We start from the raw sequence: 14580 nt of genomic DNA on the forward strand, positions 1-14580 counted from the left end.
CTAGGGTCGAAACATGAGTACGGCGGAAGGCGATACCTCGACTGACATGGTCGATTGGCAGTTGGCGACCGTGGTGGCTCGGAAGCTGCTCCGGCCTGGTCCGGCGGTCAGCCGGGCCGAAGCGGACCAAGTGGTGGGCGAGCTGCGGCAGTTCGCCACGGACTCCGAGCAGCACGTGCGCGACTTCACCGGCCTGCAGGCCACGTCGGCCACCGCGCCGGTGGTGATCGTGGACCGGCCCGGCTGGGTGCAGGCCAACGCTGACGGTTTCCGGACCGTACTGCGACCGCTGACCGACAAGCTGCGCGAGAAGCAGGAGCGCAGCGGCAGTCTGTCGTCCACCGTCGGGCCCCGAGTGACCGCGATCGAGGCAGGCGCGCTGCTGGCGTTCCTCTCCTCCCGGGTGCTCGGGCAGTTCGACCCGTTCTACCCGGCCGAGCCCGACCCGTCGCGGCCGGACCTGACCGGGCGGCTGTTGCTGGTCGCGCCGAACGTGATGCACGTCGAGTCCGAGCTGGGCGTAGTACCGCGGGACTTCCGGCTGTGGGTCTGCCTGCACGAGGAGACGCACCGCGTCCAGTTCACCGCGGTGCCGTGGCTGCGGGATCACCTGCGGTCCGAGATCGCGTTGTTCCTGGACCAGGCCGAGTTGGACGCATCGGCGTACGCGGCGATGTTCCGCGAGGCTGTGCAGCGGCTCGGGCGCTCGGTGAAGGGCGAGGCCGAGCTGAGTCTCGTCGACCTCATGCAGTCGCCGGAGCAGCGCGCCGTACTGGACCGGCTGACCGCTGTCATGTCGCTGCTGGAGGGCCACGCGGACTTCGTGATGGACGGGGTCGGGCCGAGTGTGATCCCGACCGTGGACACCATCCGGGCCAAGTTCACCTCCCGCCGCACCGGCGGCAACCCGCTCGACCAGTTGCTCAAGCGGCTGCTCGGCCTCGACGCCAAGCTGCGCCAGTACCAGGACGGCGCTGCCTTCGTACGGCGTGTGGTCGACCAGGTCGGCATGGAGGGCTTCAACCGCGTCTGGACCGGCCCGAACACGCTGCCGACCAAGAACGAGATCGCCAACCCGGATGCCTGGGTCAGCAGAGTCAACGGGTGAGTACCGCGGCAAGCTGCATCCGTCGGTAGCCCGGGTCCGGGAGGCGGTCCGTACTGCGCTCGCCGACCTCCCGCGGGACACCACAGTGCTGGTCGCCTGCTCCGGTGGCGCCGACTCGCTCGCACTGGCGGCAGCGGCTGCGTTCGAGGCTCCGAAGCTGGGACTGAGCGCAGGAGCGGTCATCGTTGATCACGGACTCCAGGCCGACTCCGAAGACATCGCTGCGACGGCGGCCGAGCAGTGCAAGGCGCTGGGACTCGATCCCGTGCATGTACGAGCTGTCGAGGTCGGTGACGAGGGCGGGCCCGAGGGAGCCGCCCGGACTGCGCGGTACGACGCTCTGCGCGACGCGGCCGAGGAGGTGGGCGCCGACGTCGTACTGCTCGCTCACACTCGGAACGACCAGGCAGAGACGGTCCTGCTGGGCCTCGCTCGTGGCTCCGGTGCCCGGTCGCTGGCAGGGATGGCGCCGGTGGCAGGGATCCTGCGCAGGCCGTTCCTGGAGCTGTCTCGGTCGACTACCGCGGCTGCCTGCGTGGCATCAGGGCTCAGGCCGTGGCACGACCCGCACAACGACGACCCGAAGTACAAGAGAGTGCGAGTACGGCACGAGGTGCTCCCAGTGCTCGAAGAGGCGCTGGGGCCGGGCGTGACCGAGGCACTGGCCCGTACGGCGGGCTTGCTGCGGGCGGACGCGGACGCGCTCGACGTACTGGCCGCGGAGCTGGCGGAGACCGCGGTACGGCGTACTGACGGCGAGGTGCGGTGTGATGTTGGCCTCCTCGAAGGTGAGCCGGCAGCGCTCCGGACCAGGGCGCTGCGGCAGGCGGCGCTGGAAGCCGGTTGCCGCGCCAACGACCTCACCGCGGGCCACGTCGCGGCCGTCGACGCACTGGTGACGGATTGGCGCGGACAGCGCTGGATCGACCTGCCGCAAGGGATCCGGGCGGTCCGGCGGGCCGGATTCATCGTCTTGGCGCCGGGTGTGACACCCTGATCGCGTGGACGCGTCGGACATCGAGAAAGACCTGGCCCAGATTCATTTCACCGAGGAGCAGATCCAGGCGAAGCTGAAGGAACTGGCCGGCCGGATCGAGCAGGACTACGAGGGCAAGGACCTGCTGATCATCGGCGTCCTGCGCGGCGCGGTGATGGTGATGGCCGATCTCGCCCGGTCCTTCAGCCGGCACATCGAGATGGACTGGATGGCGATCTCCTCTTACGGCTCGGGAACGAAGTCGTCCGGGGTGGTCCGGATCCAGAAGGACCTGGACACCGACATCACCAACCGGCACGTCCTGATCGTCGAGGACATCATCGACACCGGGCTGACGCTGACCTGGCTGGTCAGCAACCTGCAGTCCCGCAAGCCCGCCTCGCTGGAGATCTGTACGGCGTTCCGCAAGCCGGACGCCGCGAAGATGTCGGTCCCGGTGAAGTACGTCGGCCTCGAGCTGCCGGACGAGTTCGTCGTCGGCTACGGGCTGGACTACGCCGAGAAGTACCGCAACCTGCGGTGCGTCGCCACCCTCGCGCCGCACGTCTACTCCTGAGGTCCGGCCCTGCGTCGAACGCCGGGCACTTATCAGGACTTGGTGACAGGCTGTAGACAGGGTCGTACCGTCGTTCGGTGACCCTCGTGGTGGGCACGCTTGCCCGACACGAGACACTTGGACTGGTATTGCCGTCACAAGCCCGTTATCCCGGGCCTGCTGAGCTAGGAGGGACGGGGCACCTGCCCTGATCATGGACGTCAAGCGCATCTTCCGCGGACCCCTGTTCTGGATCATCCTCGCGTTCTTGGGCGTGCTGGTGATCGGGCAGCTCCTGACCGGCTCGACCGGGTACAAGACCGAGCCCACCGGCCAGGTGGTGCAGCTGATCAAGCAGGCCACCGACGCCCCGGCCGGCGAGAAGTCGATCAAGTCGGCGACGCTGATCGACCCGGATCAGGAGATCCGGATCGAGAAGACCGACGGCACCAAGGTGCGGGCGCACTGGGTCGACGGTCAGGCCAACACCCTGGGCACCGACCTGCAGAACCTGTTCCAGAACAACAAGATCGAGAAGTACGACGTGGAGAACCCGAAGCCGAGCTTCATCGGCCAGGTGTTCTCGACGCTGATCCCGTTCCTGCTGATCGCCGTCGTCTTCATCTTCTTGATGAACTCGATGCAGGGCGGCGGCTCGCGGGTGATGAGCTTCGCCAAGTCGAAGGCCAAGCTGATCACCAAGGACACCCCGAAGACGACGTTCGCGGACGTCGCCGGGTGCGACGAGGCGATCGAGGAACTCGGCGAGATCAAGGAGTTCCTGCAGGAGCCGGGCAAGTTCCAGGCCGTCGGCGCCAAGATCCCCAAGGGTGTGCTGCTCTACGGCCAGCCCGGTACCGGTAAGACGCTGCTCGCCCGCGCCGTCGCCGGCGAGGCGGGCGTGCCGTTCTACTCGATCTCCGGTTCGGACTTCGTCGAGATGTTCGTCGGTGTCGGTGCCTCCCGGGTCCGCGACCTGTTCGAGACCGCCAAGACCAACGCGCCGGCGATCGTGTTCATCGACGAGATCGACGCCGTCGGCCGGCACCGGGGCGCGGGCCTCGGCGGTGGCCACGACGAGCGCGAGCAGACGCTGAACCAGTTGCTGGTCGAGATGGACGGCTTCGACGTCCGCGGCGGCGTCATCCTGATCGCGGCCACCAACCGTCCGGACGTGCTCGACCCGGCGCTGCTGCGCCCGGGCCGCTTCGACCGCCAGATCGCCGTCGACGCGCCGGACCTGCCGGGCCGCGAGAAGATCCTGAAGGTGCACGCCCGCGGCAAGCCGATGGCCGAGAACGCCGACCTGCGCGCGGTAGCCCGCCGTACGCCGGGCTTCACCGGTGCCGACCTGGCCAACGTGCTCAACGAGGCCGCGCTGCTGACGGCCCGGCTGAACAAGCAGCAGATCGACAAGAACGCGCTCGACGAGGCGATCGACCGCGTGATCGCCGGACCGCAGCGCCGGACCCGCTTGATGTCGGACAAGGAGAAGGTGCTGACGGCCTACCACGAGGGCGGACACGCCCTGGTCGCCGCCGCGCTGCCGCACTCCGACCCGGTGCACAAGGTGACGATCCTGCCGCGCGGCCGCGCGCTGGGGTACACGATGGTGCTGCCGGACGAGGACAAGTACTCGACCACCCGGTCGGAGATGCTCGACAAGCTGGCCTACATGCTCGGTGGCCGCGCCGCCGAGGAGATGGTCTTCCACGACCCGACCACCGGCGCCAGCAACGACATCGAGAAGGCGACCGCACTGGCCCGCGCGATGGTCACGCAGTACGGCATGACCGAGCGGCTGGGCGCGATCAAGTTCGGCCAGGACTCCGGGGAGCCGTTCCTGGGCAGGGATCTGGGCAGCCAGCGCAACTACTCCGAGGAGATCGCCGCGGCGGTCGACGAAGAGGTCGGCAAGCTGATCCTGAACGCACACCAGGAGGCCTTCGACATCCTGGCCGAGAACCGCGCCGTCCTGGACCACCTGGTCGAGGAGCTGCTGGAGAAGGAGACGCTGGACAAGGGCGAGATCGCCCGGATCTTCGCGCCGATCCAGAAGCGTGAGCTGCGCCCGGCGTGGACCGGATCGTCGACCCGGGTGCCGTCCGAGCAGCCGCCGGTGATGCCGCTGCCGTCGCGCGGTGAGCAGAACGGTTCGCTGTCCGACGTGATCCCCGGTGGATCGGTCGGCCCCGACGAGGCGGCGCACGGCCCCAACTACGGCGGCGGGCCGACCCCACCGGCCGAGTGACCTGGCTCCACCAGCTGGACGATGCCCCGGGATCGATGGTTGATCCCGGGGCATCGCCTATGTTGAGGTGGTGACTTCGCCGAAATTCGACCATGCACGTGCCGAACGCGCGGTCCGCGAACTGCTGATCGCCATCGGCGAGGACCCCGACCGCGAGGGCCTGCAGGAGACGCCGGCCCGGGTGGCCCGTTCGTACGCCGAGATCGCGGCCGGCCTCGGTCAGCAGGCCGAGGACGTGCTGACCACGACCTTCGACCTCGGCCACGACGAGCTGATCCTGGTGAAGGACATCGAGGTCTGGTCGATCTGCGAACATCACCTGGTCCCGTTCACCGGCGTGGCCCACGTCGGCTACATCCCGGGGGCGGACGGGCGGATCACCGGGCTGTCCAAACTGGCCCGGCTCGTCGACGTGTTCGCCAAACGCCCGCAGGTCCAGGAGCGGCTGACCACGCAGGTCGCGGAGTCCCTGGTGGACATCCTCAAGCCGCGCGGCGTGATCGTGGTGATCGAGTGCGAACACCTCTGTATGACGATGCGCGGCGTCCGCAAGCCGGGCGCGAAGACGATCACCTCGGCCGTCCGCGGCCAGCTCCGCAACCCCGTGACGCGCGCCGAGGCGATGAGCCTGATCGTCGGCTGACCGTAGCCCGGGCACGGCCTCCTCGTTGAACATTCAGAGCTGTTGCCCATGGACAATCCGTGTCCGAACGCCTACGGTCCGTAGTGGCGCTTTGACATGGGTGCAGGGCGCCAGCGTGAGGAGGATGTATGTCAGGGCGTTTTCGGGTCGGCGCCGCACTCACCGGGATCGTCGTTCTGACGGCGGCCGGATTGATCGCGGCGAACGGCGCGCAAGCGGACCCCCAGGTCGGCAAGACCGCGGCGGTGGGGCGGGGACAGAATCCAGCAACAGTCAGGCTGCCGCATCAGGAGCTCGTGCAGGAGCAGCAGTTGCTCCAGGCCGAGACGGTGGAGTCGAAGCTCGGCTCCCGGGTGGTCGGCAGCTATTTCGACGCCTCCGGTGAGCTGGTGGTCGCGGTCTCGGACGCAGCGACCGCCGCCGCGGTCCGCGCGGCCGGTGCGATCCCCAAGCTGGTCCGCTACACCGCCGACCAGTTGCGCGGCGTGCAGGGCGAGCTGGACCACGTGGCGACCGGCTCCAGCGCGGGCCAGGTCAAGTCCTGGTACGTCGACCCGGTCACCGGGACGGTCGTCGTCACCGTGCCCGCCGGGGCCCGTGACCTGGTCACCCAGCGGTTCCTGCGCGCGGCCGAGGAGAACGGCGCCATGGTGACCGTTCGCAGGTCCCAGGGCAGGCCGACCCTCACCGACGGCGAGTTCGGGCTGCTGGGCGGCCTCCAGGTCGACAAGAACACCGGTTACACCTGCTCGCTCGGCTTCAACGCGACGACCGGCGACGGTCAGCACATCTTCCTCACCGCTGGGCACTGCACGAGCGGCAAGCCGTCGTGGTCCCGCAACGGCTACGTCCTCGGCAACACGAGGACCTCGAGCTTCCCCGGCAACGACTTCGGCACGGTCAGCGTGATCGAGGGCTGGGACCCACAGGGCCGGGTCGAGCGCTGGGGCAGCGAGGACGTCGTAGTACGGGGTACTGCGAGTCCGACCGTCGGGTCGATGGTGTGCAAGTCCGGCAAGAGCACCAAGTGGACCTGTGGGCGCATCGTGGCCCGCGACGTCACCGTCAACTACGGGAACAACAGGGTCGTCAAGGGCCTGTTCCAGCACACCGCGTGCGTCGAGGCCGGCGACTCCGGTGGTGCCAACATGTCCGGCGACTACGCGCAGGGAATCACCAGCGGGGCCGCCCTGATCAGCGGCCAGTGCCTGGCGAAATACGGTCAGCAGAACGAGTCGTACAGCCAACCGATCGGTGAGGCGCTGTCCGCTAGCGGCGCCTCATTGGTACTGGGTTAGCGACCCCTGGCGGGAGCCAGGAGTTGATGGGGGCCTGGTACCTAGGTGGGGCAGTGCGGGTCTGGCCACTACGGTGGTCGGGTGCGAACTGCCCCACCGAGTCATCTCTCGGGCCATGTCGAAGGACTGCCCACACCGGACCGCTGTCTGGTGATGGGTGTCGTCAACGTGACCCCGGATTCCTTCTCCGACGGCGGTGAGTGGTTCGAGCCGGGTGCCGCGATCAAGCACGGCCGCGAACTGCTCGCCGAAGGCGCCGACCTGCTCGACGTCGGCGGCGAGTCCACCCGGCCGGGCGCGGTCCGGCCCGAGCCTGCCGAAGAGATCCGCCGGGTGCTGCCCGTGATCGAGACGCTGGCGGCCGAAGGCGCGCTGATCTCGATCGACACGATGCGCGCCGACGTGGCCGCGCTGGCCCTGGACGCCGGCGCCGTGATGGTGAACGACGTGTCCGGCGGCCAGGCCGACCCGGACATGCTCGCACTGGTGGCCGAGCGACGTACGCCGTACGTGTGCATGCACTGGCGCGGGCACTCCGTGGACATGCAGAACCGGGCGTCGTACGGCGATGTGGTGGCTGAGGTGATTGCCGAGCTCGGGGAGCGGGTAGAAGCGATCCGCGCGGCCGGGATCGACCTGGGCCGGGTGGCGCTGGACCCGGGCCTGGGTTTTGCGAAGAACGCGGACCACAACTGGGAGGTGCTGCGCCGGCTGCGGGAGTTCGGCGTACTGGGCCTGCCGCTGTTGATCGGTGCGTCGCGCAAGGCGTTCCTCGGTAGGCTGCTCGCCGACGAGGAGACGGGTGAGCCGAGATCGGCCGTCCGGCGAGACGACGCCAGTGCGGCCGTCTCCGCCCTCGCCGCCGCGGCGGGCGCGTGGTGTGTCAGGGCGCACGCGGTGGCGCCGAGCGCGGATGCGGTCCGGGTGGCCCGCAGGTGGGGAGGGGTATGACGCAGGAGCAGTCAGCGGGTCGAGGACAGGGCGCGGGCGTGGAGAGCGTGGTGCTGAACGCCAACACGGCGTTCTACAACGCGTTCGAGGCCGGCGACCTCGATCTGATGGCGGCCGTCTGGCTGCCCGAGCCGGATCCGGTCTGCATCCACCCGGGAAACGCGGCGATCTACGGCTACAGCGAGATGATGCGAGCGTGGGCGATGATCTTCGCCAACACGCCGTACATCCAGTTCTTCCTGACCGACGTACAGGTAAGAGTCGATGAAGACGTGGCTTACGTCACGTGTACGGAGAATGTCCTGTCGTCCGGCGAAGGGGCCCCGGAGGAGGGTTTCGCGGGGGGAAAGGCGCTCGCGACGAACGTCTTCCGGAAAACAACTTCGGGCTGGCGGTTGTGGATCCACCACGCCTCCCCGGTACTGTCGTCTGGGGGTCGACTTGAGGAGGCGGAATGAGCGGTCCCGTGCTGCCTCCTGACGTGATCGAGATCCGCGGCATCCGTGGCTTCGGCCGGCACGGGGTGTTCGACCACGAGCGGGCCGACGGGCAGGAGTTCGTCGTCGACGTCCGGCTCGAGCTGGACACCCGGCCCGCGGCCGCGTCGGACGACCTGGCCGACACGGTCAACTACGGAGTCGTCGCCGAACGGGTGCACGCGGCCATCGAGAACGACCCCGTCGACCTGATTGAGACACTGGCCCAACGGATCGCGGATCTGTGCCTCGCCGACCGGCGGGTGACAGCAGCCGCGGTGACCATCCACAAACCCTCGGCGCCGATCAAGGTGCCGTTCGACGACGTTGTCCTGACCGTGCAGCGCAGAGCCGGAGATTCCTCGTGACTGAGACCCCTAGTCCCCACGTCATCGACGCGGACACCCTCAGCGGTGGCCTGAAGCCGATCCGCCAGGTGATCCTGTCGCTCGGCAGCAACCTCGGTGACCGTGAGGCGAACCTGCAGGGCGCCGTCGACGCCCTGCGGGACACCCCGGACGTCGTGGTCGTCGACGTCTCGCCGGTCTACGAGACCGAGCCGATCGGCGGCCCGGACGAGTCCGGCCCGTACCTGAACATCGTCCTGCTCGCCGACACCACGCTGGCCGTCGAGACGCTGCTGGACCGCGCGCACGCCGTCGAGCAGGCGTTCGGCCGGGAGCGCAGCGTCAAGGGCGCGCCGCGGACGCTGGACGTGGACCTGATCACGTACGGCAAGAAGGAGATCTCCACCGACGAGCTGACCGTGCCGCACCCGCGGGCGCACGAGCGCGCGTTCGTGCTGGCGCCGTGGCTGGACATCGAGTCCGACGCGGTCCTGCCCGGGGTAGGCCCGGTGGCCGACCTGCTCGCCAAGGTGGGGACCGACGGGGTCAAGCGCCTCGACGACCTCACCATCGAGGCGCAGTAGTGGTGTCCGGCGGACCCGGCCCGGAGCGAGCACCCGGAGCCGGCAAGGAGCCGCCGCCCGAGGGTTCGGTCCGGCCGACGTCTCGCCGGCTGCTGGTCGCGATCGCCGTCCTCGGGGCGGCGATCGGCGTCACCATGGTCAAGGCGATCGAGTCCCGCGGCGGCGTCGTACCGACCGTGTCGTGGCTCACGCTGGTCGCCTGGACGTTCCTCGCGTCGCTGCTGTTCGCGGCCGCCCGCAACACCCACCAGCGGATCCAGGTACGCCGCGAACGGATGGAACCGTCGCGTGCCGTCTTCCTCCTGCTGATCGGCAAAGCGAGCGCATTTGTCGGCGCGTTGTGCACCGGCGTTTACGCAGGGTTCGCGTTATCCTTCCTGGACGCGGTGAGTTCCTCGGGTCCCCGGACCCGGGTGATCACAGCCGGTATCGCGGCGGTGATCTCAGTGCTGGTCGTCACGGCCGGATTGCTCCTCGAACGGGCGTGTCGTATCCCCGATGACCCCGAAGACACCCCCTAACATGTCCGTCCATGGGGTCAAGGGGTAGCCGCCGTCGTACCAGGACCACCGTTCTCACGATCGCCAACGCTCTGCTGGTGATCGTCTGCGTGGGCGTCGCCATCGCCTTGTTCTCGCGCAACGACTGGGTCCTGCGAGCAGCCGCGGTCGGCGCCGTCCTGGTCGCCATCGGCGCCTCGGTCCTGATCCGCCACCAGCTCCTGGTCGAGCGCCTGGCCCACTCCGACGACCGCGCCCAGGTCGCCCAGGAGTACTCCCGCATCACCAGCGCCCGCGTCGTCGAGAACGCCGAGTTCGTCGACCTGATGCAACGCCGCCTCGACCGCATCGACGAACGCCTAGACAAGATCGACGAAGAGGTAGCCACCGTCGTAGCCGCCGGCGACAAACACTCCCACGCCGACGCCCCCACCGTCGTAGACCTAAAACTCCGAGGCCTCGCCGCCTCCTGAGCGCGCCGGCCGGCCATGGCAACGGCGTTGGCTGGAAACAAGCTTGCAAATAGCGACTGGAAGTTTCCAGCTAATGGGTCGACAGCGGGCAACTGGGTCCGCAGGTCCTCGCGGCCAGGCGGGGCACTTTGCGGCGTAGTACCTGCACGACCTGTACTGCGGCCTCGCACGGTCGACTGGTGATGTCGAGCCAGCCGTAGCGCAGCGTCGCCTCGGCTCGCAAAGTGGCTCGATTGTCGCGATCGAGATCCTTCCACCGCTTCGCCGGCGTGAGATGGAACCGCCCGTCGAGCTCGACGACCAGGCCGAAGTCCGGGTAGGCGATATCGGTGAACTCACCATCCACCTGTCGCTGGCGGATCCCGGCCGGCAGTCGGTGCGAGCGCTCGACATCGCGGAGATATCGGAGCTCGAGCAGGGAATGCGAACCAGCGGCGACATCTCTCAAGATCGCTCTGAGCTGGCGGCCGTGCCGGTGCCTGCGATGGTCGCCGAGCGTCCGCAGGATCTCGGCCGGATCGACGCGGCCGCTCTGGCAGGCCTCTGCGACAACCGCCGCCGCGTCGTCCAGCGAGCCGGTCAGGCCGACCACCTCGAGTACGGCGTGAGCCGGTGCGCTTCGGAGCGGAGTCGCTGATGCGAGCCGGCTGCTCCACCGGTCGACTCGGTGAATCTTGAGATTCGGCCGCTTGCGGACCCGGCGGTGGAGCGGGATCGTCAGGTGCACCGGCCGGTCGCCATCCGGTTTGATGAGACCGAGTTGCTCCGCTGGCGTGTAGTGGCTCCAGGCTGCCTCAGGGCCGGCGTACAGGAGGGCGGCGAGCAGGTGCTCCTCGTACCCGATCGGCCCGTTGTGCGTGGCGTAGACGCCGGGGTGGACGACTTGCCAGCTCCTGCGTCGAAGTCGTCGCCGGAGCTCGCTCTCGGTCCGTCCGGCCGCCAGCAGCTGAACCCTCGACACGATCCTGTTCTGCGCGTCGATCAATGCGTCGAGGCCCTCGTCGTCGAGGTGCCGGCGCCACCACCAGTCCATCCAGCCAACCCTGACCGAAATCGCCCAGCGGCGTCGGCGGCCCTGTGGACAACCGCGCCGAGGTCGCTAGCTGGAAACTTCCAATCGCTATTTGCAAACTTGTTTCCAGGCAACGAAGCAGGCCGCTACTTGTCGATGTCGCCTACGACGAAGAACATGCTGCCGAGGATGGCGATCATGTCGGCGACGATGGTGTTGGGGAGCATTTCGGGGAGGACCGAGATGTTGTTGAAGCTGGCGGAGCGGAGTTTGAGGCGCCAGGGGGTTTTGTCGCCTCGGGAGACGAGGTAGTAGCCGTTGATGCCCAGCGGGTTCTCGGTCCAGCAGTAGGTCTGGCCCTCGGGGACCTTGAGGATCTTGGGGAGGCGGGTGCTGACCGGGCCGGCCGGCATCGTGCGGAGGCGGTCGAGGCAGGCGTCGACGAGGTCGAGAGAGACCTTCACCTGGTCGAGGAGGACTGCGAAGCGGGCGAAGCAGTCGCCTTCGGTGCGGGTGACGACACGCAGTACGCCGTCCTGGGCGAGCTCCTCGTACGCCAGGTACGGCTCGTCGCGGCGGAGGTCCGCGTCGACTCCGGAGGCCCGGGCGATCGGGCCGGAGACGCCGTACGCCGCGATCAGCTCGGGTGAGAGGCGACCGATGCCGACCGTCCGGGCGCGGAAGATCTCGTTGCCGAGGATGAGGTTCTCGATGTCGGGGAGACGACGCCGTACCGCGGCCGACGCGGCCCCGGCGCGTTCGAGCCAGCCGAGCGGGATGTCCTCCTTCAGCCCGCCGACCCGGTTGAACATGTAGTGCATCCGGCCGCCGGACAGTTCCTCCATCACCGCCTGGATCGTCTCGCGCTCGCGGAAGGCGTAGAAGACCGGCGTGATCGCGCCGAGTTCGAGCGGGTAGGAGCCGAGGAACATCAGGTGGTTGAGGATCCGGTTGAGTTCGGCGAGCAGCGTGCGCAACCAGACGGCCCGGACCGGTACTTCGAGGCCCATCATCCGCTCGACGGCCAGCACGACGCCGAGCTCGTTGGAGAACGCGGACAGCCAGTCGTGCCGGTTCGCCAGCACGAGGATCTGCCGGTAGTCGCGGACCTCGAAGAGCTTCTCGGCGCCGCGGTGCATGTAGCCGACGATCGGCTCGCAGTGCAGGATCCGCTCGCCGTCGAGGGTGAGCCGCAGCCGCAGTACGCCGTGGGTGGCGGGGTGCTGCGGCCCGATGTTGAGCACCATGTCGGTGGTCGGCAGCTCCGACGCAGTACCTGTGCCGCCGCGCTCGTAAACCGGGTCCAGTCCGGCCGCGCCCGCCCCGAGACCCACCACTCGTTCCACGCTCATGACCCCTATCGTGACAGGCTTGGGTCGTGAACGACCTCTTCGCACCTTCGGATGTCAGCTGGACGCCGGTCTCCAAGAACCTCGCGGCGCTGCGCCGGCTCAACGTCGGGATCGTGCTCGGGCTGCTGGCGATCGCCGGGCTGGTGGTCCTCGGGCTCACCGTGGGCTGGCTGTACGGCGTACTCGCGGTGGTCCTCGCCGCTGCCGTCTTCGGCTGGGCCTGGGTGCTGATCGGCCGGAACCAGCGCTCCTGGAAGTACGCCGAGCGCGAGGACGAGCTGCTGGTCAGCCACGGGGTGATGTTCCGCGAGCTGGTGGTGGTGCCGTACGGACGAATGCAGTTCGTCGACGTCGCGGCGGGACCGTTGGAGCGCGCGTTCGGGATGGCCACGGTCGAGTTGCACACCGCGACGCCGGCCACGGACGCGAAGATCCCCGGGCTGCATCCCGACGAGGCCGCGAGGCTGCGGGACCGGTTGTCCGCGCTCGGCCAGGCGCAGGCGTGGGGCCTGTGACCGAGCCGACCGCCCCGCCGCAGGCATCACAGCCGCCGCACGCCCCGCAGCAGCCGGACGCACCGCAGGCACCACAGACACCGCAGCCTGTGATCGAGAAGACGGGTGACCGGCTGCACCCGCTGACGCCGTTCGTGAAGGGCTGGGGGTACTTCGTCGTCGCCGCCGTCGCGATGGCGAACAACGAGAGCCTGCGCAGCAACCTGAAGATCGCCGGGATCGGCCTGCTCGCCGTCCTGGTCGGTGGGATCCTGCTCGGTGCGTTGTCGTGGTGGTTCACCAAGTGGCAGCTGACCGACGATGCGATCCGGGTGGACAGCGGGTTCCTGTTCCGGCGGACCAGGATCATCCGGTTCGACCGGATCCAGACGATCGATGTCGCGCAGCCGTTCGTGGCCCGGTTGTTCGGGATGGCCGAGCTGCGGATGGACGTCGCGGGCGGCGGCAAGAACGACGGCAAGCTGAGCTACTTCTCCGAGGCCGACGCCACCAAGCTCCGCGGTACTTTGTTGCTCCGGGCAAAGGGCGAGGTCGCCGCGGCGCAGCAGGAACTCCATCACGAAGAGGCGCCGCCGCTGCTGGTGGTGCCGACCGGAAGGTTGCTCGGTGCAACATTGCTGTCGTCGACGGTGCTGGCCAGTGCGGCGGCGTTGATCTGGCTGATCGTGACGACGATGGTGTTCGAGTTCCACGTCGGCCTGTTCGCCGGTCTGCCGCTGTTGCTCGGTGTCGTGCAGCCGATCTGGAAGCAGGTCGTCGGCAACCACGGCTTCACCTTGTCGGAGACGCACGACGGACTGCGAACCAAGCGCGGCCTCTTCGACGTGCAGCGGCAGACGGTCCCGCCGGGCCGCGTGCAGGGCCTGCTGATCACCGAGCCGTTGATCTGGCGCCTGATCGGCTGGTCGCGGGTCGACCTGGACATCGCCGGAGTGGCGGGCTCCAAGGCGGACGGCGAGGAAGAGCATGAGGGTGCGCAGCTACTGCCCGTCGGTCAGCGCGGTGAGGTAGCGGCTGTGCTCAGAAGGGTCCTGCCGGGCACAGAGCTGGCAGCGATCGAGATGCACAGAGCGCCGGAGCGAGTGAAGTGGCTGCGGCCGATCGGCTGGCGCTATCTCTCGTACGGCGTCGACGGTCAGGTACTGGTGACTACCCGGGGCTGGGTGAGCCGCCGTACGTCGATCGTGCTGCACCACAAGACTCAGTCCGTGCGCCTGCAGCAGGGACCCCTCCAGCGCCGCCTGGGGCTCGCCAACGTCCATGTGGACACTCCGCAAGGTCCGACCGACGCAGTGGCGCTCCACCGCGAGCTGGGTGAGGCTGCCCAGCTGGTAGAGGCTCAGGCCGACAGGGCACGCGAAGCGCGTCGTACGACGTCGTCGCCCGCGCCGGTCCACACCCAGCCGAACGCACCGAGCCCTGACGAGTCCAGTAGCTCCGCGGCCTCACCGGCGGACGACAGCTCGGCCAGGTAGCGCAGCGGCTCGCTCCGGGCCAGCTCCTGGCTGGGGCGCGCAGCAGCAACCCCGAGGGCCAGC

Annotated in this window: 16 protein-coding genes; 14 read left to right on the plus strand and 2 right to left on the minus strand. The window is 68.6% G+C overall.

Annotation, left to right across the window (positions count from 1 at the left end):
- The first annotated feature begins 13 nt into the window (after nt 1–13).
- The 12 genes from EV138_RS20285 to EV138_RS20340 all read left to right on the plus strand — a co-directional run bounded on the left by EV138_RS20285 (nt 14) and on the right by EV138_RS20340 (nt 10163).
- Entirely contained in the window at nt 14–1108 is a 1095-nt protein-coding gene (locus EV138_RS20285; RefSeq protein WP_133980433.1) for a zinc-dependent metalloprotease, read from the plus strand.
- Nucleotides 1080–2105 carry a tRNA lysidine(34) synthetase TilS gene (gene tilS / locus EV138_RS20290; protein ID WP_133980434.1) on the plus strand — a complete coding sequence of 342 codons (1026 nt, stop codon included), beginning with the start codon at nt 1080–1082 and terminating at the stop codon, nt 2103–2105. Before EV138_RS20285 ends, tilS begins: the two co-directional genes overlap by 29 nt.
- 4 nt (nt 2106–2109) lie before the next feature.
- Entirely contained in the window at nt 2110–2661 is a 552-nt protein-coding gene (gene hpt, locus EV138_RS20295) for a hypoxanthine phosphoribosyltransferase (RefSeq protein ID WP_133980435.1), read from the plus strand.
- Nucleotides 2662–2854: 193 nt separating this feature from the next.
- Nucleotides 2855–4891, plus strand: a complete 2037-nt coding sequence (ftsH, locus tag EV138_RS20300) for an ATP-dependent zinc metalloprotease FtsH (RefSeq protein ID WP_133980436.1) — start codon at nt 2855–2857, stop codon at nt 4889–4891.
- Between the two features lie 70 nt (nt 4892–4961).
- A complete protein-coding gene (folE, locus tag EV138_RS20305; RefSeq protein WP_238158251.1) occupies nt 4962–5534 on the plus strand; it encodes a GTP cyclohydrolase I FolE in 573 nt (190 codons plus the stop codon).
- 128 nt (nt 5535–5662) lie between these two features.
- Entirely contained in the window at nt 5663–6832 is a 1170-nt protein-coding gene (locus EV138_RS20310) for a S1 family peptidase (RefSeq protein ID WP_133980438.1), read from the plus strand.
- A 153-nt stretch (nt 6833–6985) separates the two neighbouring features.
- A complete protein-coding gene (gene folP, locus EV138_RS20315) occupies nt 6986–7783 on the plus strand; it encodes a dihydropteroate synthase (protein ID WP_133982025.1) in 798 nt (265 codons plus the stop codon).
- Complete coding sequence (locus tag EV138_RS20320; RefSeq protein WP_133980439.1) at nt 7780–8241, plus strand: nuclear transport factor 2 family protein; 462 nt, start codon at nt 7780–7782, stop codon at nt 8239–8241. The genes folP and EV138_RS20320 overlap by 4 nt, the downstream gene beginning before the upstream one ends.
- Nucleotides 8238–8627, plus strand: a complete 390-nt coding sequence (folB, locus tag EV138_RS20325; protein WP_133980440.1) for a dihydroneopterin aldolase — start codon at nt 8238–8240, stop codon at nt 8625–8627. The genes EV138_RS20320 and folB overlap by 4 nt, the downstream gene beginning before the upstream one ends.
- The gene (folK, locus tag EV138_RS20330; protein ID WP_133980441.1) at nt 8624–9190 is read left to right on the plus strand and encodes a 2-amino-4-hydroxy-6-hydroxymethyldihydropteridine diphosphokinase; all 567 of its coding nucleotides are present in this window, start codon (nt 8624–8626) and stop codon (nt 9188–9190) included. The genes folB and folK overlap by 4 nt, the downstream gene beginning before the upstream one ends.
- Before the next feature lie 2 nt (nt 9191–9192).
- Nucleotides 9193–9711, plus strand: a complete 519-nt coding sequence (locus EV138_RS20335) for a DUF3180 domain-containing protein (protein WP_238158252.1) — start codon at nt 9193–9195, stop codon at nt 9709–9711.
- An 11-nt stretch (nt 9712–9722) separates the two neighbouring features.
- Nucleotides 9723–10163, plus strand: a complete 441-nt coding sequence (locus tag EV138_RS20340; RefSeq protein WP_133980443.1) for a hypothetical protein — start codon at nt 9723–9725, stop codon at nt 10161–10163.
- 70 nt (nt 10164–10233) lie between these two features.
- On the opposite strand, the gene EV138_RS20345 is transcribed toward EV138_RS20340, so the two are convergent.
- Nucleotides 10234–11196 (minus strand): putative endonuclease domain-containing protein, encoded by a 963-nt coding sequence (locus EV138_RS20345; protein WP_133980444.1) that lies wholly within the window; start codon nt 11194–11196, stop codon nt 10234–10236.
- Between the two features lie 125 nt (nt 11197–11321).
- Nucleotides 11322–12527, minus strand: coding sequence for an NADH-quinone oxidoreductase subunit D (locus EV138_RS20350; protein WP_133980445.1), 1206 nt, complete (start codon nt 12525–12527; stop codon nt 11322–11324).
- 26 nt (nt 12528–12553) lie between these two features.
- On the opposite strand from EV138_RS20350, the gene EV138_RS20355 reads away from it, so the two are divergent.
- Together EV138_RS20355 and EV138_RS20360 are read left to right on the plus strand one after the other, a co-directional pair.
- Complete coding sequence (locus EV138_RS20355) at nt 12554–13042, plus strand: PH domain-containing protein (protein WP_133980446.1); 489 nt, start codon at nt 12554–12556, stop codon at nt 13040–13042.
- Nucleotides 13039–14517, plus strand: coding sequence for a PH domain-containing protein (locus EV138_RS20360; RefSeq protein WP_133980447.1), 1479 nt, complete (start codon nt 13039–13041; stop codon nt 14515–14517). The genes EV138_RS20355 and EV138_RS20360 overlap by 4 nt, the downstream gene beginning before the upstream one ends.
- Nucleotides 14518–14580: the final 63 nt, after the last annotated feature.

The sequence above is a fragment of the Kribbella voronezhensis genome, assembly GCF_004365175.1.
GTDB lineage: Bacteria > Actinomycetota > Actinomycetes > Propionibacteriales > Kribbellaceae > Kribbella > Kribbella voronezhensis.